Annotated in this window: 29 protein-coding genes; 27 read left to right on the top strand and 2 right to left on the bottom strand. The window is 42.5% G+C overall.

Annotation, left to right across the window (positions count from 1 at the left end; translation table 11 throughout):
* Nucleotides 1-75: 75 nt before the first annotated feature.
* From NSS78_RS11390 to NSS78_RS11380, 3 genes are all read left to right on the top strand, one after another.
* Nucleotides 76-912, top strand: a complete 837-nt coding sequence (locus NSS78_RS11390) for a biotin/lipoate A/B protein ligase family protein (RefSeq protein WP_003216009.1) — start codon at nucleotides 76-78, stop codon at nucleotides 910-912.
* A gap of 85 nt (nucleotides 913-997) precedes the next feature.
* The gene (gene mntR / locus NSS78_RS11385) at nucleotides 998-1432 is read left to right on the top strand and encodes a transcriptional regulator MntR (protein WP_003215946.1); all 435 of its coding nucleotides are present in this window, start codon (nucleotides 998-1000) and stop codon (nucleotides 1430-1432) included.
* Nucleotides 1433-1535: 103 nt separating this feature from the next.
* Nucleotides 1536-2411, top strand: coding sequence for a patatin-like phospholipase family protein (locus NSS78_RS11380; RefSeq protein ID WP_003215585.1), 876 nt, complete (start codon nucleotides 1536-1538; stop codon nucleotides 2409-2411).
* Here the strand turns inward: NSS78_RS11380 and NSS78_RS11375 are convergent.
* Nucleotides 2408-2803, bottom strand: coding sequence for an SA1362 family protein (locus tag NSS78_RS11375; RefSeq protein ID WP_003215754.1), 396 nt, complete (start codon nucleotides 2801-2803; stop codon nucleotides 2408-2410). The genes NSS78_RS11380 and NSS78_RS11375 overlap by 4 nt on opposite strands.
* Before the next feature lie 38 nt (nucleotides 2804-2841).
* Complete coding sequence (locus NSS78_RS11370) at nucleotides 2842-3798, bottom strand: DUF1385 domain-containing protein (protein ID WP_212045921.1); 957 nt, start codon at nucleotides 3796-3798, stop codon at nucleotides 2842-2844.
* Between the two features lie 223 nt (nucleotides 3799-4021).
* Between NSS78_RS11370 and NSS78_RS11365 the strand changes: the two genes are divergently transcribed.
* From NSS78_RS11365 to argR, 24 genes are all read left to right on the top strand, one after another.
* Nucleotides 4022-4549 (top strand): YqhR family membrane protein, encoded by a 528-nt coding sequence (locus tag NSS78_RS11365; RefSeq protein ID WP_212045922.1) that lies wholly within the window; start codon nucleotides 4022-4024, stop codon nucleotides 4547-4549.
* A 108-nt stretch (nucleotides 4550-4657) separates the two neighbouring features.
* Entirely contained in the window at nucleotides 4658-5101 is a 444-nt protein-coding gene (aroQ, locus tag NSS78_RS11360; RefSeq protein WP_003215787.1) for a type II 3-dehydroquinate dehydratase, read from the top strand.
* Nucleotides 5095-6159: a Xaa-Pro peptidase family protein gene (locus NSS78_RS11355; RefSeq protein ID WP_170966016.1), complete on the top strand. Its 1065-nt coding sequence runs from the start codon at nucleotides 5095-5097 to the stop codon at nucleotides 6157-6159. Before aroQ ends, NSS78_RS11355 begins: the two co-directional genes overlap by 7 nt.
* Nucleotides 6160-6184: 25 nt before the next feature.
* The gene (gene efp / locus NSS78_RS11350; RefSeq protein ID WP_003215497.1) at nucleotides 6185-6742 is read left to right on the top strand and encodes an elongation factor P; all 558 of its coding nucleotides are present in this window, start codon (nucleotides 6185-6187) and stop codon (nucleotides 6740-6742) included.
* A 177-nt stretch (nucleotides 6743-6919) separates the two neighbouring features.
* A complete protein-coding gene (locus tag NSS78_RS11345; protein ID WP_050943774.1) occupies nucleotides 6920-7201 on the top strand; it encodes a YqhV family protein in 282 nt (93 codons plus the stop codon).
* A gap of 66 nt (nucleotides 7202-7267) precedes the next feature.
* Nucleotides 7268-8191 (top strand): stage III sporulation protein AA, encoded by a 924-nt coding sequence (gene spoIIIAA, locus NSS78_RS11340; protein WP_212045923.1) that lies wholly within the window; start codon nucleotides 7268-7270, stop codon nucleotides 8189-8191.
* On the top strand, nucleotides 8185-8700 hold the full coding sequence (spoIIIAB, locus tag NSS78_RS11335; RefSeq protein WP_327839410.1) for a stage III sporulation protein SpoIIIAB: 516 nt from the start codon (nucleotides 8185-8187) through the stop codon (nucleotides 8698-8700). Before spoIIIAA ends, spoIIIAB begins: the two co-directional genes overlap by 7 nt.
* A 19-nt stretch (nucleotides 8701-8719) precedes the next feature.
* On the top strand, nucleotides 8720-8926 hold the full coding sequence (gene spoIIIAC / locus NSS78_RS11330) for a stage III sporulation protein AC (protein ID WP_003153142.1): 207 nt from the start codon (nucleotides 8720-8722) through the stop codon (nucleotides 8924-8926).
* A complete protein-coding gene (gene spoIIIAD, locus NSS78_RS11325; protein ID WP_095117840.1) occupies nucleotides 8923-9336 on the top strand; it encodes a stage III sporulation protein AD in 414 nt (137 codons plus the stop codon). The genes spoIIIAC and spoIIIAD overlap by 4 nt, the downstream gene beginning before the upstream one ends.
* A 19-nt stretch (nucleotides 9337-9355) precedes the next feature.
* Nucleotides 9356-10549 (top strand): stage III sporulation protein AE, encoded by a 1194-nt coding sequence (gene spoIIIAE / locus NSS78_RS11320; protein WP_003215689.1) that lies wholly within the window; start codon nucleotides 9356-9358, stop codon nucleotides 10547-10549.
* 14 nt (nucleotides 10550-10563) lie between these two features.
* Nucleotides 10564-11196 (top strand): stage III sporulation protein AF, encoded by a 633-nt coding sequence (gene spoIIIAF / locus NSS78_RS11315; protein ID WP_327839409.1) that lies wholly within the window; start codon nucleotides 10564-10566, stop codon nucleotides 11194-11196.
* Entirely contained in the window at nucleotides 11189-11860 is a 672-nt protein-coding gene (gene spoIIIAG / locus NSS78_RS11310; RefSeq protein ID WP_003215656.1) for a stage III sporulation protein AG, read from the top strand. Before spoIIIAF ends, spoIIIAG begins: the two co-directional genes overlap by 8 nt.
* Nucleotides 11860-12492 carry a SpoIIIAH-like family protein gene (locus NSS78_RS11305; protein WP_003216063.1) on the top strand — a complete coding sequence of 211 codons (633 nt, stop codon included), beginning with the start codon at nucleotides 11860-11862 and terminating at the stop codon, nucleotides 12490-12492. The genes spoIIIAG and NSS78_RS11305 overlap by 1 nt, the downstream gene beginning before the upstream one ends.
* A 196-nt stretch (nucleotides 12493-12688) precedes the next feature.
* Nucleotides 12689-13165, top strand: a complete 477-nt coding sequence (accB, locus tag NSS78_RS11300) for an acetyl-CoA carboxylase biotin carboxyl carrier protein (RefSeq protein WP_003215926.1) — start codon at nucleotides 12689-12691, stop codon at nucleotides 13163-13165.
* Between the two features lie 11 nt (nucleotides 13166-13176).
* Complete coding sequence (accC, locus tag NSS78_RS11295; RefSeq protein WP_003215702.1) at nucleotides 13177-14526, top strand: acetyl-CoA carboxylase biotin carboxylase subunit; 1350 nt, start codon at nucleotides 13177-13179, stop codon at nucleotides 14524-14526.
* Nucleotides 14527-14551: 25 nt separating this feature from the next.
* Nucleotides 14552-14959: an Asp23/Gls24 family envelope stress response protein gene (locus tag NSS78_RS11290; RefSeq protein WP_034620383.1), complete on the top strand. Its 408-nt coding sequence runs from the start codon at nucleotides 14552-14554 to the stop codon at nucleotides 14957-14959.
* Nucleotides 14960-15170: 211 nt separating this feature from the next.
* Entirely contained in the window at nucleotides 15171-15566 is a 396-nt protein-coding gene (gene nusB / locus NSS78_RS11285; protein ID WP_003216031.1) for a transcription antitermination factor NusB, read from the top strand.
* Nucleotides 15567-15577: 11 nt separating this feature from the next.
* Nucleotides 15578-16429: a bifunctional methylenetetrahydrofolate dehydrogenase/methenyltetrahydrofolate cyclohydrolase FolD gene (gene folD, locus NSS78_RS11280; protein WP_003215670.1), complete on the top strand. Its 852-nt coding sequence runs from the start codon at nucleotides 15578-15580 to the stop codon at nucleotides 16427-16429.
* Nucleotides 16430-16499: 70 nt separating this feature from the next.
* Complete coding sequence (xseA, locus tag NSS78_RS11275) at nucleotides 16500-17846, top strand: exodeoxyribonuclease VII large subunit (RefSeq protein WP_050943776.1); 1347 nt, start codon at nucleotides 16500-16502, stop codon at nucleotides 17844-17846.
* Nucleotides 17843-18103: an exodeoxyribonuclease VII small subunit gene (locus NSS78_RS11270; protein ID WP_003215880.1), complete on the top strand. Its 261-nt coding sequence runs from the start codon at nucleotides 17843-17845 to the stop codon at nucleotides 18101-18103. The genes xseA and NSS78_RS11270 overlap by 4 nt, the downstream gene beginning before the upstream one ends.
* Entirely contained in the window at nucleotides 18093-18983 is an 891-nt protein-coding gene (locus tag NSS78_RS11265) for a farnesyl diphosphate synthase (protein WP_327839408.1), read from the top strand. The genes NSS78_RS11270 and NSS78_RS11265 overlap by 11 nt, the downstream gene beginning before the upstream one ends.
* A gap of 150 nt (nucleotides 18984-19133) precedes the next feature.
* The gene (dxs, locus tag NSS78_RS11260) at nucleotides 19134-21035 is read left to right on the top strand and encodes a 1-deoxy-D-xylulose-5-phosphate synthase (RefSeq protein ID WP_327839407.1); all 1902 of its coding nucleotides are present in this window, start codon (nucleotides 19134-19136) and stop codon (nucleotides 21033-21035) included.
* Nucleotides 21032-21886: a TlyA family RNA methyltransferase gene (locus NSS78_RS11255; protein ID WP_137054989.1), complete on the top strand. Its 855-nt coding sequence runs from the start codon at nucleotides 21032-21034 to the stop codon at nucleotides 21884-21886. The genes dxs and NSS78_RS11255 overlap by 4 nt, the downstream gene beginning before the upstream one ends.
* Nucleotides 21887-22045: 159 nt before the next feature.
* Nucleotides 22046-22495: a transcriptional regulator ArgR gene (gene argR, locus NSS78_RS11250; RefSeq protein WP_003215836.1), complete on the top strand. Its 450-nt coding sequence runs from the start codon at nucleotides 22046-22048 to the stop codon at nucleotides 22493-22495.
* Nucleotides 22496-22508: the final 13 nt, after the last annotated feature.

Genomic DNA, 22508 nt, shown 5'->3' with positions numbered 1-22508 from the left:
GACTGATGGAGAGAGAATATCGGTGGTCATGACCATCATCTAACATTGACTACGTAAAAGAGAAGGGATTTTTATATGCAAAAAGAGAAATGGTGTTTCATTGATACAGGAAATCAAGACCCTGCCTTTAACATGGCAATGGATGAAGCCTTGCTTTATTGGCATAGTGAGAAGCTGATCCCGCCTGTCATCCGCTTTTATGGATGGAATCCTGCGACATTGTCTGTTGGGTATTTTCAGCATGTTGAAAAAGAAATTAACATGGAAGCAGTCGAGCGCTATGGCCTTGGGTTTGTCCGCAGACCAACTGGAGGGCGGGGGGTTCTTCATGATCAGGAGCTGACCTACAGCGTGATTGTGTCAGAGGAACATCCAGAAATGCCGGCGACGGTGACAGAGGCGTACCGCGTCATTTCAGAAGGCATTTTAGAGGGCTTTAAAGAACTGGGACTCGATGCGTATTTTGCCATTCCTCGAACAGATAAAGAAAAAGAAAGCTTAAAAAATCCAAGATCGTCTGTATGCTTTGATGCCCCTTCCTGGTACGAGCTTGTCGTAGAAGGCAGAAAGGTAGCAGGCAGTGCTCAAACGAGACAAAAAGGAGTGATCCTCCAGCACGGCTCCATCTTAATTGACCTTGATGAGGACAAACTGTTCGATTTATTTCTTTATCCAAACGACCGTGTGAGAGAGCGGATGCAGAGAAGCTTTAAAAACAAAGCGGTCGCCATCAATGAAATCTCAGACCGAACTTGTACAATAGACGATGCGCGTGTGGCGTTTAAACGAGGATTTGAAAAAGGATTAAATATTGAGCTTGTGCCTTATGAGCTGACAGATGAAGAGTTAGCATTTGTCCACCATCTTGCCAAAACGAAATATGCCTCAGACGAGTGGAATTACAAGCGTTAGGACAAAGGACACTCCTTGTTTTTTAAAGGGCGATGGTGTAGAATTGTTATGATTATTAAGTAAAGGTGCATTATGGAGGGGTTTTATGACTACACCTAGTATGGAAGATTACATTGAACAAATATATATGCTGATAGAAGAAAAAGGATATGCCAGAGTCTCTGATATTGCAGAAGCACTCGCTGTCCATCCCTCCTCTGTAACAAAAATGGTTCAGAAGCTAGATAAAGATGAATACCTCATTTATGAGAAGTATCGTGGTCTAATTTTAACCCCGAAAGGCAAAAAAATTGGAAAACGTCTCGTATACAGACATGAACTGCTAGAGCAATTTTTAAGAATCATTGGTGTAGACGAAGAGAAAATTTATGATGATGTAGAAGGCATTGAACATCATCTCAGCTGGAACAGCATTGACCGCATCGGCGATCTCGTTCAATTCTTTGAAGAAAACGACGAGCGATCTGTTCAGCTGAAAGCGATTCAAAAGAAAAACGAACAAACAAATCAAGAATCTTAAGAAAAAGGACACCCATGCTGAGGGTGTCCTTTTTGATTAAAGTTCTAATTGAAAGCATATGCTCTTACACTATTAATAGCGTGATATCAAAGGGGGCTCCTTGATGAAGATAGATGGTGTGTTCTCAGGTGGAGGCATTAAAGGGGCAGCACTTGCGGGTGCCTATGAAGCGCTTGAAGCAAGAGGATATCAATTTGTCCGCCTTGCTGGTACAAGTGCTGGAGCGATCATTGCTTCACTCATCGCAGCAGGCTTTACAAGTCAGGAGATTCGGGAGCTTTTAGATGAAATGGATGAACATCACTTGCTTGATAGGAGATGTCAATTCATTCCGTTTAAAATGCTTAGGTGGGTCTCCATTTACTGGCGCCTCGGTCTGTACAAAGGCGACCGGCTGGAAAAATGGCTGACAGATGTGTTGAAACGAAAGGGGGTCACCGTATTTGGGGATCTCAAAAAAGATTCGCTGAAAATTGTTGCCTCTGATTTAACAAATGGGAAAATCCTCGTTCTGCCAGACGACCTTCCTTCATACGGCTTAAATCCAGAGCGCTTTTCTGTTGCAAGGGCAATCCGGATGAGTTGCAGTCTGCCGTATTTTTTCGAGCCTGTCAAACTAAAGTCATCAAAAGGCATTTGTACCATTGTGGATGGAGGCGTGCTTAGCAATTTTCCAATTTGGTTGTTTGCCGAAGAGAAAAAAAGACCATTCGTCGGTGTCACATTAACCCCAAACGAAAAAGAACGCCCTCAACACTCCATCCGCAATGCGTTTGAACTGTTTGGCGCTCTTTTTGAAACGATGCGTGGTGCTCATGACGAAAGACACATTGCCACAAAACACGAACGTCATGTTATTTTTATTCCAGTGGAACACGTCATTGCCACTGATTTTCAGCTGATGACAGAAAAGAAAAAGGCGCTCGTCGATCTAGGTAGACAGAAGGCCGAGCAATTTTTAAAAAGCTGGACATTTTAAAACAAAGCGCGATTCTTCTTTTTGTTTTTCTTGCCTTCAATCACAGTTAACTGTGTTTGGCTTTTCTTTTTGAGAAGGACGGGCTTAGACTTGTGGTCAGTCGGCACGCTTCGCAAATGAGTGACCCGATTTTTCATCTGGCTTTTCGTTTTTGGTTTAGGCTGCTGGTAGCGACGTTTTGATTGTTTGACTGCTTTACGATAAAGATTGCCTTCTGTTCCAGTTCTTCGATTCATCAGCCATCTAAATAGGAAAAACATAACCGCTCCAATGATCACAACTGATAGCAGCATTGTAAAAAGTCTGCCTGGATTCGTTGTGAGTAAATACACAAATCCCAAAACACCTAAAGCGAAAATAATGGTAAAAGCAGGATGTACTCGGCGATTCATAACTGTCCACCTCCGAAGGAATTTACCGGATTTATAAGTTAGATCACTTGATGAGCAGAATCTGACGCTTGTTTCAGAGACGCTTCCTCTAAACGAAGAAGTTCATTAAAACTTGCAATGGCTACCTCGACTTGATCGTCAGAGGGTTCTTTTGTTGTGAGCAATTGCAGCCAAAGGCCAGGATAGCCAAGCGCTTTCAGCACAGGCACTTCTCGGAGTTTGTTCGTAAGCTGAAGCACTTCAAATGAAATGCCGAGAACAACCGGAATGAGCGCCAAGCGATTCAGAACTCTCACCCATAAAGGATCTGTCGGTACGAGTAAATAGACGAACATTCCGACAATGACAGTGAATAAAATAAAGCTGCTACCGCATCGATAATGAAGCCGTGATTGTTTTTGGACATTTTCCACTGTGATGTCAAGATTCTGTTCATAGCAGTTTATGACTTTATGTTCTGCGCCATGATATTGAAATACCCTTTTAATTAAAGGGGTCATGGAAATAAAGTAAATATAGCCTAATAACAGGACCAGTTTAAAGAATGTTTCCACTGCGATTTGTGCGAAATTCCCTGAAAAGACGGGCCGCACAAGTTCAGCTAAAAAGACAGGTACTAGGGTAAAGACAAATTTACTAAAGAGAAGAGAGAGAACTCCGATCACAGCAATGCCGAAAATCATAGATAATTTCGAGCTTTTTTGTTCTTTTTCAAGAGTATGATCTTCTGAAGGATCTAAGTCATAGCGCTCGCTGGAGAAGTTCAAGTGCTTACTGCCATTTGCGCTTGCTTCAACAAGTGCAGCAACACCCCTGACAAAGGGGATTTTCTTGAGAAAGGCGGTTCGTTTATTGGAGGTCCGGGGAAGCTTTAAAAACTCAATGGACTGATCCTTACGCCGAATCGCTGTCACATAGTTCTTTTTACCTCCGAACATGACACCTTCGACAACTGCCTGCCCTCCATATGCTGGAGGTTTTGTTTGATTGGACATATTTCATCAACCTGCCTGTTTCCTGTAATTTACATGCATTTCCTTATACCTTTATTGTACAGGAAATGAGGGGAAATCACTAGCGCACAGGTCGATTATCTACTAGAATTCTATCTACCTCTTTTTAGCCAGTATACCCTGTTATAAAAATTTTACACTCACGGATGGAAATCCTTTTTTTTTATGACATTTTGGACATACTACTTGCTGGAGGTGTTCACAAATGAAACGTGATGAAAAGAAAAACCAAGAAGAGAACAATCAGTCTGTACAAACGTCATCGCTATTGGCAAGAGCAGCTGCGACAGGCTTTGTTGGCGGTGTTTTTTGGGGCTTTATCGGGTTTCTGACCCATATGTTTCATTTCTCAGAGGTGAGTCCCAATATGCTCCTTCAGCCTTTTGTGCTCGGAGAGTGGAAAAAGGGCGGACTTGGTACTTTTATCAGCATTGTGCTTTTAGGGGTTTTATCGATCGGAGCAGCCTTTATTTATTATGGGCTTTTGAAACGGATCAAAGGCTATTGGATGGGGCTGATATATGGCGCGCTTTTATGGCTGCTCGTTTTTTACGTATTTAATCCCATTTTCCCAGATGTAAAGCAAGTCCAGGATTTGCAGCAAAGCACCATCGTCACGACATTTTGCCTATATATTTTATACGGTATGTTTGTCGGATACAGTATTTCGTTTGAATATAATGAATTAACGAGTCAAAAGCTTGCGAGGGCACTCGGGAAAAAGACAGAATAAAGTGTAAATCACCTATTCATATGATAAAATATTTTTGGAAACGAAAGGTTTCTAAGGAAAAAGAAACAGATCTCGATATAGATTGAATTAGGGTGAAGGAGTGGTTGTATGCCTCATTTTCTTGTACTGAATGGGCCCAATTTAAATAGGCTTGGCAAAAGAGAGCCGGCTGTTTACGGAAGTAAGACGCTGACAGATTTAGAGACAGATTTGTTCCAGTTTGCAGAAAGAGCCAATATCCAGTTAACGTTCTTTCAATCAAATCACGAAGGAGATTTGATTGATGCGCTCCACGAAGCAGAAGACCAGTACGATGGAGTCGTGTTTAACCCGGGGGCTTTTACACACTACAGCTATGCCCTGAGAGATGCCATTGCAAGTATTTCTTTATCCGTCGTTGAAGTACATATCTCAAACGTTCATAAGAGAGAGGAATTCCGCCATCATTCTGTACTTGCTCCAGTATGCCAAGGGCAAATCGTTGGTCTTGGTTTAGAAGGGTATAAATTGGCGATTCGTTATTTAGTGAGTGAAGGGGGAGCAGTATCATGAAACTTGAAAAGTTAAGAACACTTTTATCTGAATTAGAGATCGATGGTCTAGTCATTACGAGCAGCTTTAATTTACAGTACATGACCAGCTTTACTGGCTCAGCCGGTCTCGCCGTTGTTTCAAAGGACCGGGCAGCTTTTATCACGGATTTCCGTTATACAGAGCAAGCGAAGGACCAAGTAAAAGGCTTCGACATTATTGAACATAAAGGAAACATCGTAGAAACCGCAGCTCAAACGGCAAAGGAATTTGGGATCAAACGCCTTGGGTTTGAACAAAACCATATGACATTTGCCACTTACCAGCAGTATGCAGGTAAAGCAGGTGATATTGAGCTTGTTCCGGTCTCAGAATCAGTTGAAAAGTTGCGCTTGATTAAGTCTAGTGAAGAGATTAAGATATTAGAGGAAGCTGCGAAGATTGCAGATCACGCCTTTGATCATATTCTCACTTACATCAAGCCGGGCTTGACGGAAATTGCTGTCATGAACGAGCTTGAATTTTTCATGAGAAAAGAAGGCGCTGAAGGATCTTCATTCGATATGATTGTCGCCTCAGGTGTTCGTTCAAGCCTGCCGCACGGAAGAGCGAGTGAAAAGGTGATTGAATCTGGTGATTTAGTCACACTCGATTTCGGTGCTTACTATAAAGGATATTGCTCTGATATGACAAGAACGATCGCTGTTGGCACACCGAGCGATAAGCTAAAGGAAATTTATCATATCGTATTAGAAGCAGAAAACGCTGGTGTGGATAGAATCAAGCCTGGCTTAACAGGAAAAGAAGCTGATCGCATCACACGTGACATCATTGAAAAGTATGGCTATGGTCAATACTTCGGGCATTCAACTGGCCACGGGCTAGGGATGGAAGTGCATGAAGCGCCGGGCCTTTCCTCACGATCAGAGGTCGTCTTAGAAAAAGGAATGGTCGTGACAGTTGAGCCGGGAATTTACTTACCGGATGTCGGCGGCGTGAGAATTGAGGATGATATTGTCCTGACAGCTGACGGCAATAAACGATTGACCCACTCACCGAAAGAACTTATCATATTATGATGGTGAAATGTAGGAGGATGACAAAATGATTTCAGTAAACGATTTTCGTACAGGCCTGACAATTGAAGTGGACGGCGGTATTTGGCGTGTAGTGGATTTCCAACACGTAAAGCCAGGGAAAGGCGCAGCGTTTGTTCGTTCGAAACTGCGTAACCTGCGTACTGGTGCTATTCAAGAAAAAACATTCCGTGCAGGCGAAAAAGTAGCGAAAGCTCAAATCGAAACAAAAACAATGCAATACTTGTATGCAAATGGCGACCAGCATGTCTTCATGGATACAAGTTCTTATGAGCAGCTTGAACTAAGTGAAACACAAATTAAAGATGAGCTGAAATATTTGCTAGAAAATATGTCGGTTCATATTGTGATGTACGGTGCTGAAACACTTGGAGTAGAACTTCCAAACACGGTAGAACTAGAAGTAGTAGAAACAGAGCCTGGTATTAAAGGCGACACAACATCAGGCGGATCAAAACCTGCAAAAACAGAAACTGGTTTAATCGTCAACGTTCCTTTCTTTGTGAACCAAGGAGATAAACTAGTCATTAATACATCAGACGGTTCATACGTGTCAAGAGCGTAATGAACGAAGAAAGACTGTAAACCTCGTGTTTACAGTCTTTTTTTATTGTAAAACATGTAAGACTCCCCAAAAGGCAGGCCTTCTCTCAATTCTCTCATTCATCTCTTTTCCTTCCTGAAAAACAAGACTACTTCCAGCTAGACAAGCATATAGTGTAAAAAAAGCTGGAGGTTCTATATGAAACAATTTCTCCCAGGTCTACATCCATCAGTCGCTGCGATGGCAGGCATGAGGTTTTTATCGGCAGCGATTGAACTGACGGCCGCCATCCTCATTTTAGTCACAAATGACGTTCGAAAAGCGGTTGTCATCAATAGTATATTGGCGATCATTGGGCCGCTCATTTTTATTATCACAATGACGATTGGAATCTATCAAATCGCAGGGCAGTTATCCTATGCCAAGCTCGTCTTTATTTTCATTGGTGTCGTATTTATTCTTGTTGGGATCTATAAGTAAAACGGCTTGGCATAATTAACGTCTCCCATCATACATTTTAGAGAAGAAAAAAAGGAGGGGAATTCGTTGCGGAGTTTGTTGGATATTCTCCCGCACTCGATTGGACAAGAACTTAGACTGCTAAAAGAAGCAGAATGGGATCAAATAGAAGAAATCCGCATTCGCACGGATCGTCCTATTGAATTAATGCAAAGAGGAAAACCGCGCTTTCTTTCTTATCGCACAACAGGAGAAGATGCGTCTCAGCTATTAGGCAGGCTGAGCAATTATAGTATGTACACACTTGAAGAAGAGCTAAAGCAAGGATACATCACCATTTCAGGCGGACACCGGGTGGGACTTGCAGGAAAGGTGATCGTTGAAAACGGCATTGTCAAAGGATTAAGAGATATCTCTTCTTTTAATATCCGCATCGCAAAAGAAAAAGTCGGGATTGCGCTTCCCTTTCTTCCCTATTTATATGACGAGCACTGGTGCAATACACTGATCATCGGTCCACCGCAAACAGGGAAAACGACATTGTTGCGGGATATAGCAAGACTGGCTAGTACAGGCACAAAAGCAATTCCTCCTAAAAAAACAGGCATTATAGATGAGCGTTCAGAAATCGCTGGGTGTATAAGAGGGGTGCCGCAGCACCAGTTTGGACACCGGGTTGACGTGCTCGATGCATGTCCAAAGGCTGAGGGCTTGATGATGATGATTCGGTCTATGAGTCCAGAGGTCATGATCGTCGATGAAATCGGAAAAAGCGAGGATGTGCAGGCACTTTTAGAAGCGATTCATGCCGGAGTCACCATTATCGTTTCCGTTCATGGCTATTCACTTGAAAATGTGTATAAACGTCCATCATTGAAGCCGTTATGGGAGCTTCGAGTGTTTGAACGTTATGTTGAATTAAATCGCAAGGACGGTCCCGGCACGATCGGGCGGATATATGACCAAGGCGGAAAAGAGATGAAATGGAGGCGGGGAGTGGACGTATGTTAAAGCTCATTGGCGCTATCTTGATTGTCGCGGCTACGACTTGGGGAGGGTTCGAGTTTGCCAAACGATATAGCGACCGGCCGAAACAAATTCGGCAGCTCCGGTTTGCGCTCCAGTCTCTTGAAGCTGAAATTATGTATGGTCAAACACCGCTAGCGCGTGCAGCAGAGCAAATTGCGTCGCAAGTAGGTCCTCCTGTGAATCGGTTATTTGAACAATTTGCAGAAAAGCTGAAAGTCGGAACCTTTTCCGCACGGCATGCATGGAATGAGAGTCTTGAGGATGTTTGGAAAAAAACCGTCTTAAAAAAAGGCGAATATGAGGCACTGAAGCACTTTGGAGAAACACTTGGCCAGCATGATGTCACGTCTCAGCAAAAATATATCAAGCTTGCTTTAGGTCATTTGGAATCGGAGGAGAAGGAAGCTGAAATCGCCCAAGCCAAAAATGAAAAAATGGTCAGAAGCCTCGGATTTTTATGCGGATTACTACTGATTCTTTTATTGATGTGAGAGGAAGGGAGTCGAGAGCATGGGCGTTGATGTAAACGTCATTTTTCAAATTGCGGGAGTAGGCATCGTTGTGGCATTCCTCCATACGATTTTAGATCAAATGGGGAAAAAGGAGTACGCTCAGTGGGTCACGCTGCTTGGGTTTATCTACATTTTGTTTATGGTGGCAACCATTGTAGATGATTTGTTTAAAAAGATTAAAGCCGTATTTCTATTTCAAGGATAGGGGAGGGCTTACAAATCGACATCATACAAATTGTTGGACTTGGTTTAATCGCTACTTTTTTAGCATTAATCGTCAAAGAACAAAAGCCAACCTTCGCCTTTATGCTTGTTGTATTTACAGGGTGTGTGATCTTTCTTTATTTAATAGATCAAATCTATGCCATTATTTCGATGATAGAAAAAATTGCGGCAAGTGCCGGCGTCAATATGAAGTATGTTGAAACCATTTTAAAAATTATCGGCATTGCCTATATTGCGGAATTCGGCGCCCAGCTGACAAAAGATGCTGGACAAGGCGCCATTGCATCAAAAATAGAGCTTGGCGGCAAAATTCTCATCTTGGTCATGGCAGTCCCCATTTTAACAGTCATCATTGAGACCATCTTAGGTATGATCCCGTCCATGACTTAATTGAAAAGAGGTGATGACAATGAAACGGGTGACAGCTGTTATGGGACTGATGCTTTTCTTCTGGCTGTTCGCTCCGCACGCAGGTGCAGAAGAAAAAGAGCCGTTATCAAATGAAGCACCAGCAGCAGAAGAAGTGGCAACTGGACAGGCTGATGCACTTGAGCTTCATTCCATTAGTGACTTTTGGGAAACCATATTGGACGAGTATGGCGGCTTTCTGCCAGAAAGCCAAAAAGGAACAGTGAAGGAAATGATTGATGGCGATAAAGAGCTGTCTCCCCAGACATGGCTGAAAGCCTTTGTTCATTATCTTTTTCACGAGGTCATCGCAAACGGAAAGCTCCTTGGTACACTGATTTTACTCACCATCTTTTGTTCGCTTTTACAGCTTTTGCAGAATGCATTTGAACAAAGCACTGTCAGTAAAGTCGCATACGCACTTGTTTATATGGTGCTGATCATTATTGCACTCAACAGCTTTCATGTGGCGATTTCTTATGCAACAGAAGCGATTCAAACGATGACCAGTTTTATTCTTGCTCTTATTCCTCTGTTATTAGCACTGATTGCTTCATCAGGCGGGCTTGTCTCAGCCGGATTCTTTCATCCTGTTATTTTATTTTTAATGAATACGAGCGGCGTTTTTATTCAATATGTCGTTCTTCCGCTTATTTTTTTATCAGCGATATTGAGCATTGTCAGTACGCTGACTGAACAATACAAGGTTACCCAGCTTGCCCAGCTGTTAAGAAATGTGGCGATAGGCGGGTTAGCCGTTTTTTTAACTGTCTTTCTTGGCGTCATTTCTGTGCAAGGTGCATCTGCTGCGGTTACGGATGGTATCGCACTTCGTACAGCCAAATTTATTACCGGAAATTTCATCCCCGTCCTTGGCAGAATGTTTACAGATGCGACGGATACCGTCATCAGTGCCTCTGTATTACTTAAAAATACGGTCGGACTTGTTGGCGTTGCTATTCTCATTTCAATTGCCGCTTTCCCTGCGATCAAAGTGCTCTCGCTAGCCCTTATATATAAGCTTGCCGCAGCCATTCTTCAGCCATTAGGAGGCGGACCGATTATCAGCTGCCTTGATGTCATTTCAAAAAGTGTGCTTTATATCTTTGCTGCACTTGCTGTCGTGTCGCTCATGTTCTTTTTAAGCATTACCGTCATTATCACTGCTGGCAACCTGACCATGATGATGAAGTAAGGAGGGGACACCTTTTGAGTTTTCTCACGGAATGGATCACAAGTATTATTCTCTTTATCTTATTTGCGATTGTCATTGATCTTCTGCTTCCCAATTCAAGCATGCAAAGATATGCCAAAATGGTCGTCAGCCTCCTGTTGATTGTGGTGATGCTCAATCCGATTTTTGCTTTATTTCGGGCAGACCCTGACCAAATTTTCTCAGAATTGATGAAGGGAAAGGAAGAAGCACAGTCAGAAGAAATAAAAAATCAGATGAATTTAGAAAAAAAAGAAATACAAGCCTCTCAGCGTGCATATATTTTAAAGCAAATGGCTGTCCAACTAGAAAAAAGCGCAAAGGAGCCACTGGAGAAGGAGAGCTACGAAATGAAACACGTAGAAGTGTTGGCAGATGAAGAGCACCTGGATCAGAATATGGAGGCGGATCAATTTCGCATCAAAGCAGTTCTTTCCCCGCTCACAGGTGATGATGTAGAAACGGTGGCAAAGGTGGACATTGATCTCTCCAGGCAAAAGGAGGAAAGCGCTGGATCTTCTAGCAAAGAGATCAAGAGGGTGAAAGAGACGCTTGCTGATGTTTGGAATACGAGTCCTGAGCACATTGCGCTGAACATTGAGGGAGGTGACGCAGCAGATCATGAATAACAAGGACTGGAAACAAAAGCTGAAATCATTCTTGCAGCCGCCTGAAAAAGGTGAAGGGAAACCAAAATTAACGAAGCACCATTACTTGCTGCTTGTATTCATCATCGGCGTATCTTTCATGTTAGTCAGTCAGATCTTGTCACCGCCATCAAGCAAAGAACAAGCTGCTGTTCCTACTTCTAAAAAAACAACCTCACAAGAGCAGGAGGTATTCAAGCCGGCATCGTCAAGTAAATCAAAGAATTCGATTGAAGATGTGGAGCAAGAATACGAAAATCAGCTGAAAGAAATTTTAGAGACCATTATTGGCGTTGAGGATGTATCGATTGTGGTCAATGTAGACGCCACTTCTTTAAAAGTGTTTGAAAAAAACAAATCCAATAAAAGCACAACGACCGAAGAAACAGATAAAGAAGGCGGCGTGCGAAGTGTCACCGATCAAACAAAAGAAGAAGAAATCGTCATCATCAAAAATGGCAATGAAGAAACGCCAGTCGTGGTGCAAACGAAAAAACCAGATATTCGAGGTGTTCTCGTTGTTGCTCAAGGAGTAGACAACGTTCAAATAAAGAAAACCATCATTGAAGCGGTTACACGAGTGCTTGATGTACCGAGCCATAGAGTGGCTGTTGCCCCTAAAAAAATCAAGGAGGATTCGGAATGATGTTAAAAAAACAAACGGTTTGGCTATTAACGATGCTAAGTTTAGTTGTCGTCTTAAGTGTGTACTATATCATGTCTCCACAAGGTGAAAATGCAGTGACAGTAGAAGAGATGAAATCAAAAGGAACGGAAGAGAAAAAGACTGAACCAGAAAAAGGAATGGACAAAGGAACGGAAAAAGGCGCTGATGAGAAGTCCACTGACAAAGAAACAAATGGTAAACAAGAGGATATCGAAACAAGCGGTGAAGAAGGAAAGGCTGTGTCAGAGCAAACAGACGATGAGCTTTTTACAACATACAGATTAGAGCTTGAAGATAAACGAAGCAAACAGCGTGAAGAGTTCAACGAAATCGTATCCAGTGATGATGCAACAGCACAAGAAAAAAGCGAAGCGTATGACCAAATGACAGCGCTTAGTGAGGCAGAAGGAACGGAGCGTCAGCTCGAAACCTTAATTAAAACAAAAGGTTATAAAGATGCGCTAGTGAGTGCAGAGGGAGATAAAGTGAGCATCACAGTTCGTTCTGACAAAAAATCAAAGTCCCAAGCGGCCGATATTATTGATATGGTCACAAAAGAAATGAGAGGTCTTGATAACGTAGCGGTCACTTTTGAGCCCTCCAATGAATAAAAAATGAACAGGCGCCCTTTGCCGTAAAGGGCGTTTTTTGATGCGGTTTGGTGCCCTCTCCAAGGTGCTCTCACAAAGCGCTTCGCCACAATAGTAGTTGAATTCAATGAAATCCTCCTGTAAGATGGTTATAGTATGTACTTTTAGTACTAGCCTATAAAGAAAAAGATAAATCCATACATAGGGGTGCAAATCCATGTTAAAAATTGAAGAAATTCATGAACTGATTAAATTAATTGACGAATCAACAATTGATGAATTTACGTACGAAAACGAAGGTGCAAAAATCAAACTGAAGAAAAATAAAGAAGTCGTTCAGCAAGTAGCGGCACCAGTGGCTCCTGTCCAAGCAGCTCCAGCTCAACAAGCTCCTAAAGCACAAGCTCCAGCTCAGACCGAAGCCCCTGCACAAGAGGCAGCTGCGTCTGAAAATCTGCATAAAATCACATCCCCAATGGTTGGCACATTTTATGCTTCATCTTCACCAGAAGCAGATCCATATGTGACATCAGGTTCTAAGGTGAAGGAAAACACAGTTGTGTGCATCGTAGAAGCGATGAAACTGTTTAATGAAATCGAAGCAGAAGTAAAAGGTGAAATCGTCGAAGTATTAGCTGAGAACGGTCAGCTTGTAGAATTCGGACAACCCCTCTTTCTAGTGAAAGCAGAGTAAGGAGTACGATCATGATTAAAAAGCTATTAATTGCAAACAGAGGAGAAATCGCAGTTAGAATTATCCGCGCTTGTAAAGAGCTTGGAATTGAAACAGTTGCGGTATTTTCTGAAGCGGATCGCGATGCGCTTCATGTTCAAATGGCTGATGAAGCATATTGCATCGGACCGACTGCTTCAAAAGATAGTTATTTAAATGTCACGAATATTGTTAGTGTAGCCAAATTAACAGGGACAGATGCCATCCATCCAGGATACGGCTTCCTTGCTGAAAATGCAGATTTCGCAGAGCTTTGCGAGGAATGCAATGTCATCTTTGTTGGGCCAACTGCGTCAGCGATTTCCAAAATGGGAACGAAAGATGTCGCAAGGGAAACAATGAAAGATGCTGGCGTTCCGATTGTTCCTGGTTCTCAAGGAATTGTAAAAGATCTTGATGATGCTGTTTCAACAGCAGCAAGTATTGGGTATCCTGTGATTATAAAAGCAACTGCCGGCGGCGGTGGTAAAGGAATCCGTGTGGCTCGTACCGAAGAAGAGCTTATTAACGGTGTCACCATCACGCAGCAGGAAGCAGCGCAAAACTTTGGTAACCCTGGCGTCTATTTAGAAAAGTTCATTGAAGACTTTAGACACGTTGAAATCCAAGTGCTTGCAGATCAGCATGGCAATACCATTCATTTAGGAGAGCGTGATTGCTCGATTCAAAGAAGAATGCAAAAGCTTCTTGAAGAAACGCCATCACCAGCGCTGAATGCAGACATCCGTGAGCAAATGGGTGAAGCAGCCGTAAAAGCTGCAGAAGCTGTTGAATACACTGGTGCTGGAACAGTCGAATTCATTTATGATTATAATGAAGAGAAGTTCTACTTCATGGAAATGAATACCCGTATTCAAGTAGAGCATCCTGTAACAGAAATGGTCACAGGTGTTGACTTGATAAAAGAACAAATTAAAGTCGCATCAGGTGAGAAGCTTTCTCTTACACAAGAGGATGTCGTATATGAAGGATGGGCAATCGAATGCCGTATTAATGCAGAGAACCCAGAGAAAAATTTCATGCCTTCAGCTGGTGAAATTAAAATGTATCTTCCGCCAGGCGGTCTAGGAGTACGTGTTGATTCTGCCGCTTATCCGGGCTATGTGATTCCGCCATATTACGATAGTATGATTGCAAAGGTGATCACATATGGTAAGACGAGAGAAGAAGCGATTGCGAGAATGAAACGCTCGCTTCAAGAATTCGTCATTGAAGGAGTCTACACAACGATCCCATTCCATCTAAGGTTGCTTGAGCATGAAACATTTGTGAGTGGTAATTTTAATACGAAGTTTTTAGAAACATACCAAATCATGAAATAATCACAGCTTTCGGAGGTGAATGATCGTGTCAGAAAACAATTTGCTTGAAATGAACCTTGATGAAGATCAATTGGGAAAAGTGCAAATTGCACCAGAAGTGATTGAGGTCATTGCTGGGATCGCCGCTTCAGAAGTCGAAGGCATTGCCGAAATGCGCGGCAATTTCGCTGCTGATGTAGCAGAACGCTTTGGTAAGAAAAATCACCGTAAAGGTGTGAAAGTAGATGTCTCTGATGAAGGCATCACAATCGATGTATATTGTGTGGTTGAATTTGGCCTATCCATTCCAAAGGTATCCACTGCTGTACAAGAAAATATCCGTCAAACTCTTTTGAACATGACTGCTTTAACGATTAATGAAATCAATATTCATGTCGTTGGTATTCAATTTGATACTAAAGCATCTGAGGCTGAAGTAGATCAAGAAATGTAAAAAAAGAGTTCAAGTGAAACCAAGGAGGCATTGCCTCTTTGGTTTTTTAAAGCCCATTTTTGGGTCATTTCCGAATAATAAAGATCTCACACGTTGATTGATTCGTTTTTCGTCACAGCTCGCATGGATCTTGGTGCGACCACGGTCAAAATATGTTATGATCTCTGTATGGCTTAACGACAAGCGGATAAAGTGGTTAAAGGAGTAAATAATGAAAAGAAGAACTGCAAGAGAAAAGGCGCTACAAACATTATTTCAAATTGATGTGAGCAATATTGATCCGAAAGAGGCCATTACACATGCGCTGGATGAACAAGAATCAGATCCTTTTTTCGAGGAGCTGGTTTTCGGTGTGCTTGAACAAAAGGACAAGCTCGATGACATGATTTCACAGCATCTAGTGAATTGGAAACTCGATCGTATTGCAAACGTAGACAGAGCCATTTTAAGGCTGTCTGTGTACGAGATGGTGTATCAAGAAGATATCCCGGTTAGTGTCTCAATGAATGAAGCGATTGAACTGGCCAAATTATTCGGTGACGATAAAGCATCGAAATTTGTAAATGGAGTACTTTCAAACATTAAAAACGACCTAAAGCAGCAATAGGAGGATTCGACATGACAGCAACAATCATCGATGGGAAAGAAACAGCAAAAGAAAAGCGTGAGCAATTAGCAAAAGAAGTAGAAGAGCTAAAACAAAAAGGTGTCACACCTGGTCTTGCCGTTATTCTAATCGGTGATGATCCGGCTTCACTTTCTTACGTACGCGGGAAGAAAAAAGCAGCAGAAGCAATGGGGATGCATTTCCAGCTAGATCATTTAGATGCTTCTTTAACAGAAGAAGCATTGCTTCAGCTGATTGATCAGTACAATGCGAACGATCAATTCCACGGGATTCTTGTTCAGCTTCCACTGCCAAAACATATTTCTGAAAAAGCCGTGATTGAACGTATTTCGCCTGAAAAAGATGTTGATGGTTTCCATCCATTGAATATCGGGAAAATGCTCCTTGGGGAAGACACATTCCTTCCATGCACACCAGCAGGCATTGTTGAATTACTAAATAAAACGGGCGTCAGTCTTTCTGGAAAAGAAGTCGTTGTTGTCGGACGTAGCAATATTGTCGGTAAACCAGTAGGACAATTACTGTTAAACGAAAACGCAACGGTTACTTATTGCCATTCAAGAACAGCGAATATTTCAGAACATACGTTGAAAGCGGATATTTTAGTTGTTGCCGTCGGTCGAGCAAACTTTATTAAAGCTGACCAAATTAAAGAAGGCGCTATTGTGATCGATGTAGGAGTCAATCGTTTGGATAATGGAAAGCTTGTTGGAGATGTTGATTTTGAAGAGGCAAAAGAAAAAGCTTCTTATATCACACCAGTCCCTGGCGGAGTCGGTCCAATGACGATTACGATGCTTGCACATAATACGGTTAAATCAGCAAAACGTACATTAGCATAAGCTTTATCCATTCATCCACCTGCATGCTGCTGGTGGATGAATGTGCGTTTTTGAAGAGGAGGAATACGTCATGAGTGAAAAAGCCTTTGTGACGGTCACAGCCCTTACAAAATACATAAAAAGAAAATTTGATGTTGATCCGCATTTAGAAGATATTTGGATCAAAGGTGAGCTATCCAATGTCAAGATTCATTCAAGAGGACATGTGTACTTCACCTTAAAAGACGAAAACGCACGCATGCAAGCTGTCATGTTTCAGCGCTCTGCGGCGAAGCTGCCTTTTTCACCTAAGAGTGGAATGAAGGTGTTTGTACGCGGCGGAATTCAAGTCTATGAACCAAGCGGCAACTATCAATTATATGCAAAAGAAATGCAGCCTGATGGTGTTGGTGCTCTTCATCTCGCTTATGAAGAGCTGAAGAAAAAGCTAGCAAGTGAAGGCTTATTTGATGCGCGCTATAAAAAGCCAATCCCTGAATATCCAGAGGTTGTTGGTGTCATTACGTCTCCAACAGGAGCGGCTGTTCGAGATGTCATTACGACCATTAATCGGCGCTATCAGCAGGCGAAAATCATTGTGCTTCCGGCGCTCGTTCAAGGTGAGCATGCGACCCGTTCCATCGTAGAGCGGATTAAGGAAGCGAATGAAAAACAGCTCTGTGATGTCTTGATTGTCGGAAGAGGAGGCGGTTCGATTGAAGAGCTTTGGGCTTTTAATGAAGAAGCTGTCGCAAGAGCCATCTTCGCATCAGACATTCCAATCATATCTGCAGTTGGACACGAAACAGACTTTACGATCAGTGATTTCACTGCAGATATGAGAGCACCCACACCAACAGGAGCAGCCGAACTTGCTGTTCCAAGCACGACCGATTTAATTGAACGAATCAAATCAATCGATATACGGCTAACAAGAGCGGTAAAGAATCAAACCTCACAAGCGAAGGATCGTCTTGTGGCGCTGCAATCCTCTTATGCCTTCCGTTTTCCAAAACGATTACAGGAGCAAAAAGAGCAGCAATTCGATTTGGTATTTGACCGTTTTCAAAAACAGCTATCGAGGCAAATTGAGCTAAAACGCAGTCAGCTAGATCGCCAGACATACAGGCTGAAGCCGCTTCACCCTAAAGAGCAGCTGCTTCAAGCGAAAAAACGCCACGCCAATGAAACAGAACAGCTCATTCGCAGTATGAATGTGCAAATGAAAACAATTCATTCGCAGTTCCAATCGGTTCTTGGTAAACTAAATGCATTAAATCCACTTCAAGTGATGGAAAGAGGCTATAGCTTAGCCTATAAAGAAGATGAACTAATAAAAAGTGTGAACCAAGTAGAGACGCAGGATCAGCTGACCATCACGATGAAGGATGGACGTCTGATTTGTGAGGTTATTGAGAAGGAGGGGCAATCAACATGACAGAATCCAATAAACAAAAAGAAGAACAAATGACATTTGAAGAGGCGATGAAAGGTCTTGAGGAGATTGTGGGAAAGCTCGAAGAAGGAGATGTACCACTTGAGCAGGCCATTCATTATTTCCAAGAAGGGATGACCCTTTCGAAGCTTTGTCATGAAAAATTACAGCATGTTGAAAAGCAAATGGATTTCATTTTAAAAGAGGACGGTGAGCTAGCTCCCTTCTCAGTGAAGGAGGCCGATGCTGGTGACAAGTAATTTAAATGAATTTTTAACAACACGAAAACAGGCCATTGAAGATTATTTATTTACATATGTTCAGGAATTGACGATTCCTGAAGACCTGAAATCTTCTATGCTCTATTCTCTTCAAGCGGGCGGGAAAAGGCTTCGACCTGTTCTCGTTCTTGCTCTTCTAAATGCCTACGGTAAAAACGAAGAAGACGGTATACCTGTCGGCTGTGCGGTTGAGATGATTCATACGTATTCATTGATACATGATGACCTTCCTTGCATGGACGACGATGACCTTCGCAGAGGAAAACCGACAAATCATAAAGTGTACGGAGAAGCAACAGCGGTTCTCGCAGGTGATGCCCTTTTAACAGAAAGCTTCCGCCTGATTACATCTCAGCTGTCTAGCAGTGTCTCTGCTGACAAAAAGCTCAGAATTGTGGATGAGCTTGTAAAGTCAGCAGGTGCTCTAGGAATGGTTGGCGGTCAATTTGACGACATGGAAGCAGAGCAAAAGCAAGTATCGCTTGCTGAACTAGAATCCATTCACGCCCGTAAAACAGGAAAACTCCTTACGTTCAGCGTCGCAGCAGGTGCAATGCTAGCAGGAGCATCAGATGACGATATCGAAAAGCTAAGGGAATTTAGCTATCATATTGGCATTGCGTTTCAAATCCGTGATGATATTTTAGATCTCGAAGGAAGCGAAGAAAAAATCGGAAAACGGGTCGGCTCTGATACAGCAAATGAAAAGTCGACATATCCTTCTTTATTAACGCTTTCAGGAGCCAAAGAAAAGCTGCATGAGCACATCACACGTGCAAAAGAAATTGTCTCAAATCTTCAATTAGAGCAGCAATTGTTGCATGATTTATGTGATCTAATTGCCTCAAGAGATCATTAAAAACAGCCTAGATTTGAGGGTCCTCGAGCAATTGTGGTAAACTGTAAACAGTTTATTATGATGAGACAACTCTTATTCCCTATTGGTTTTCAAAGGAATGAGGCATTATAGATGTATATAGAAATTTTGTTGAAAGCGAGTTGATCCTAATTGGATCTTTTATCAATAAAAAATCCAACGTTTCTAAAAGGAATGTCAAATGCAGAATTAGAGGAGCTTAGCGCTGACATTCGCATGTTTTTAATTGAGTCCTTAGCTAACTCTGGTGGGCATATCGGTCCGAACCTAGGAGTCGTTGAACTGACTGTTGCGCTTCATAAAGTATTTGACAGCCCAAAAGACAAATTCCTCTGGGATGTTGGACATCAGTCTTACGTTCATAAGCTGTTAACGGGAAGAGGGGCGGAGTTTGATACACTTCGTCAATATAAAGGGCTTTGCGGTTTTCCTAAACGAAATGAAAGCGAGCATGATGTGTGGGAGACAGGTCACAGTTCAACCTCGTTATCTGGCGCGATGGGTATGGCGGCAGCGCGTGATATCAAAGGGACAGATGAATATATCCTGCCGATTATCGGAGACGGTGCACTAACCGGAGGTGTGGCGCTAGAAGCTTTGAATCATATCGGTGATGAAAAGAAAGATATGATTGTGATCTTAAATGACAATGAAATGAGTATTGCACCAAACGTCGGTGCGATTCACACAATGCTTGGCAGATTACGTACAGCTGGCAAATACCAATGGGTAAAAGACGAACTTGAATATTTATTCAAGCGCATTCCAGCTGTAGGTGGAAAGCTTGCTGCCACAGCAGAGCGTATCAAAGACAGCCTCAAATATCTACTTGTATCTGGCATGTTCTTTGAGGAAATGGGATTTACCTACTTAGGTCCTGTCGATGGACATTCGTATGAAGATCTTTTTGAAAATCTTGAATATGCAAAGAAAACAAAAGGTCCGGTTCTTCTGCATGTCATCACGAAAAAAGGAAAAGGCTATCAGCCGGCAGAATCCGATAAAATCGGGACTTGGCACGGTACAGGTCCATACAAAATTGATACAGGTGATTTTGTAAAACCGGCAGCAGCAGCTCCTTCTTGGAGTGGTCTCGTTAGTGAAACGGTCAGAAAGCTGGCGCGGGAAGATGAGCGGATTGTTGCGATCACGCCTGCGATGCCTGTTGGTTCAAAGCTTGAAGGCTTTGCGAAGGAATTTCCAGAGCGGATGTTTGATGTAGGAATTGCCGAGCAGCATGCAGCCACAATGGCAGCTGGGCTTGCGACGCAGGACATGAAGCCATTTTTAGCGATTTATTCAACGTTCCTGCAAAGAGCCTATGACCAAGTGCTACACGATATTTGCCGTCAGAACCTTAATGTATTTATTGGCATTGACCGTGCGGGACTTGTCGGTGCAGATGGAGAAACCCATCAAGGTGTGTTTGATATTGCCTTTATGCGTCATATGCCGAATATGGTGCTCATGATGCCAAAAGATGAAAATGAAGGACAGCACATGGTCAATACAGCCATTCAGTATGATGACGGTCCTATTGCTATGCGCTTCCCGCGCGGTAATGGGCTAGGTGTCAAAATGGATGATCAGCTGAAAACCATTCCGATTGGGTCCTGGGAGGTTCTTCGTCCAGGGAAGGATGCTGTGATTTTAACATTTGGTACGACAATTAAAATGGCGCTCCAAGCTGCAGAAGAACTTCAAAAAGAAGGGAAATCGGTTCGTGTTGTCAATGCTCGTTTTATTAAGCCTCTTGATGAAGCGATGTTAAATGACATTTTTTCTGAAGGTATTCCAATTTTAACGATTGAAGAAGCTGTGCTCCAAGGCGGATTTGGCAGCAGCGTCTTAGAATATATACACGATAAGAAAGCATCTCATATAAAAGTAGAACGTATGGGCATTCCAGATGAATTTATTGAGCATGGAAGTGTTGATGCCCTGCTTGAAGAAATTGGTTTGACGAAAGCACAGGTTGCTGACACTTTACGTGACCTGCTTCCCGCAGCACCAAGAAAAGGAATTGGATCATGACATCAAAGAAAGAACGACTTGACGTTTTATTAGTCGAACAAGGACTAATGGAAACGAGAGAGAAAGCAAAGCGTGCCATTATGGCAGGGATCGTTTACTCAAATGAAAACCGTTTGGATAAACCAGGAGAGAAAATCGCTCGTGATACACCGCTCACTGTGAAAGGGAACCCTCTGAAATATGTGAGCCGCGGCGGATTAAAGCTGGAAAAAGCGCTAAAAGAATTCGACTTAACCGTTGAAGGGAAATTGCTAATTGATATTGGTTCATCAACAGGTGGATTTACAGATTGTGCGCTTCAAAATGGAGCAGTCAAATCATATGCTGTTGATGTTGGCTACAATCAGCTTGCGTGGAAATTAAGGCAGGATGACAGGGTAATCGTCATGGAGCGCACCAATTTCCGTCATTCCGTCCCAGCAGATTTTACTGAAGGATTGCCAGAAGTAGCATCAATTGATGTCTCTTTTATTTCACTTAAACTCATCCTTCCGGCTTTAAAGCACATTCTTGTCCCGGGCGGAGACTGTATTGCACTCGTCAAGCCTCAATTCGAAGCAGGCAGAGAGCTTGTTGGGAAAAAAGGCATCGTGCGAGATCCATCGGTCCACCTTGGTGTACTCGAAGAGATGAATGAATTTGCTGCAAAAGAAGGCTATGATGTGAAGGATGTATCATTTTCGCCTATTACTGGCGGAGACGGGAATATTGAGTTCCTTCTCCATTTAGTGCTTCATCCCGATCAAGAAGAGAATGCGGCACTTCAGGTTTCAGAGCTTGAAAAGATCGTCAAGGAAGCCCATTCTGTATTGAAAGAAAAGAAAAACAGTCCTGAGCCGGCTGACACATGAGATTGAAACAAAAGGAATAATAGCTCGCTATTATTCCTTTTTACATGGTCAAAAGATGAGAATTGGCCGTTTCTCACGTAACGCTTGTTTTTTGAACTGTGGTTCATATAACATAGAACGTAAAGACAAACTGAGATCAAACGCCTAGGGGGGTCAAAAATGAATAAAGGTCAAAGGCATATTAAGATTAGAGAAATCATCGCGAGCCAAGAGATTGAAACACAAGATGAACTAGTCGATATTTTAAAATCCGATGGATATAACATTACACAAGCGACCGTTTCAAGAGATATTAAAGAATTGCATTTAGTGAAAGTGCCAACGAACAATGGAACATATAAATACAGCCTTCCAGCGGATCAGCGGTTTAATCCGCTGTCTAAACTAAAGCGATCTTTAATGGATGCATTTATTAAAATGGATGCTGCCAGTCATTTAATCGTCCTCAAAACCATGCCGGGTAATGCACAGGCGATTGGGGCTTTAATGGATAATTTAGATTGGGAAGAAATCATGGGAACCATTTGCGGAGATGACACCATTTTGATCATTTGCCGCACTCCAGATGATACGGAAACAGTTTCAAGCAAAATTTTAGAGCTTCTATAAAGAATCAGGTTTA

The sequence above is a fragment of the Bacillus sp. FSL W8-0920 genome (assembly GCF_038593215.1).
GTDB classification, from domain to species: domain Bacteria; phylum Bacillota; class Bacilli; order Bacillales; family Bacillaceae; genus Bacillus; species Bacillus pumilus.
The sequence above is the reverse complement of the archived record's forward strand: the minus strand, read 5'-3'. Positions and strand labels throughout refer to the sequence as shown.

What these genes read in the sequence shown, in the direction of transcription:
- NSS78_RS11255 (WP_137054989.1), top strand. Translation starts at nt 21,032, where the DNA reads ATGACATCAAAGAAAGAACGACTTGACGTTTTATTAGTCGAACAAGGA.
- NSS78_RS11375 (WP_003215754.1), bottom strand. Translation starts at nt 2,803, where the DNA reads ATGAATCGCCGAGTACATCCTGCTTTTACCATTATTTTCGCTTTAGGT.
- NSS78_RS11380 (WP_003215585.1), top strand. Translation starts at nt 1,536, where the DNA reads ATGAAGATAGATGGTGTGTTCTCAGGTGGAGGCATTAAAGGGGCAGCA.
- NSS78_RS11345 (WP_050943774.1), top strand. Translation starts at nt 6,920, where the DNA reads ATGAAACAATTTCTCCCAGGTCTACATCCATCAGTCGCTGCGATGGCA.
- accC (WP_003215702.1), top strand. Translation starts at nt 13,177, where the DNA reads ATGATTAAAAAGCTATTAATTGCAAACAGAGGAGAAATCGCAGTTAGA.
- spoIIIAC (WP_003153142.1), top strand. Translation starts at nt 8,720, where the DNA reads ATGGGCGTTGATGTAAACGTCATTTTTCAAATTGCGGGAGTAGGCATC.
- folD (WP_003215670.1), top strand. Translation starts at nt 15,578, where the DNA reads ATGACAGCAACAATCATCGATGGGAAAGAAACAGCAAAAGAAAAGCGT.
- NSS78_RS11390 (WP_003216009.1), top strand. Translation starts at nt 76, where the DNA reads ATGCAAAAAGAGAAATGGTGTTTCATTGATACAGGAAATCAAGACCCT.
- NSS78_RS11365 (WP_212045922.1), top strand. Translation starts at nt 4,022, where the DNA reads ATGAAACGTGATGAAAAGAAAAACCAAGAAGAGAACAATCAGTCTGTA.
- spoIIIAB (WP_327839410.1), top strand. Translation starts at nt 8,185, where the DNA reads ATGTTAAAGCTCATTGGCGCTATCTTGATTGTCGCGGCTACGACTTGG.
- spoIIIAE (WP_003215689.1), top strand. Translation starts at nt 9,356, where the DNA reads ATGAAACGGGTGACAGCTGTTATGGGACTGATGCTTTTCTTCTGGCTG.
- NSS78_RS11370 (WP_212045921.1), bottom strand. Translation starts at nt 3,798, where the DNA reads ATGTCCAATCAAACAAAACCTCCAGCATATGGAGGGCAGGCAGTTGTC.
- nusB (WP_003216031.1), top strand. Translation starts at nt 15,171, where the DNA reads ATGAAAAGAAGAACTGCAAGAGAAAAGGCGCTACAAACATTATTTCAA.
- accB (WP_003215926.1), top strand. Translation starts at nt 12,689, where the DNA reads ATGTTAAAAATTGAAGAAATTCATGAACTGATTAAATTAATTGACGAA.
- NSS78_RS11305 (WP_003216063.1), top strand. Translation starts at nt 11,860, where the DNA reads ATGTTAAAAAAACAAACGGTTTGGCTATTAACGATGCTAAGTTTAGTT.
- argR (WP_003215836.1), top strand. Translation starts at nt 22,046, where the DNA reads ATGAATAAAGGTCAAAGGCATATTAAGATTAGAGAAATCATCGCGAGC.
- mntR (WP_003215946.1), top strand. Translation starts at nt 998, where the DNA reads ATGACTACACCTAGTATGGAAGATTACATTGAACAAATATATATGCTG.
- aroQ (WP_003215787.1), top strand. Translation starts at nt 4,658, where the DNA reads ATGCCTCATTTTCTTGTACTGAATGGGCCCAATTTAAATAGGCTTGGC.
- efp (WP_003215497.1), top strand. Translation starts at nt 6,185, where the DNA reads ATGATTTCAGTAAACGATTTTCGTACAGGCCTGACAATTGAAGTGGAC.
- NSS78_RS11270 (WP_003215880.1), top strand. Translation starts at nt 17,843, where the DNA reads ATGACAGAATCCAATAAACAAAAAGAAGAACAAATGACATTTGAAGAG.
- spoIIIAG (WP_003215656.1), top strand. Translation starts at nt 11,189, where the DNA reads ATGAATAACAAGGACTGGAAACAAAAGCTGAAATCATTCTTGCAGCCG.
- xseA (WP_050943776.1), top strand. Translation starts at nt 16,500, where the DNA reads ATGAGTGAAAAAGCCTTTGTGACGGTCACAGCCCTTACAAAATACATA.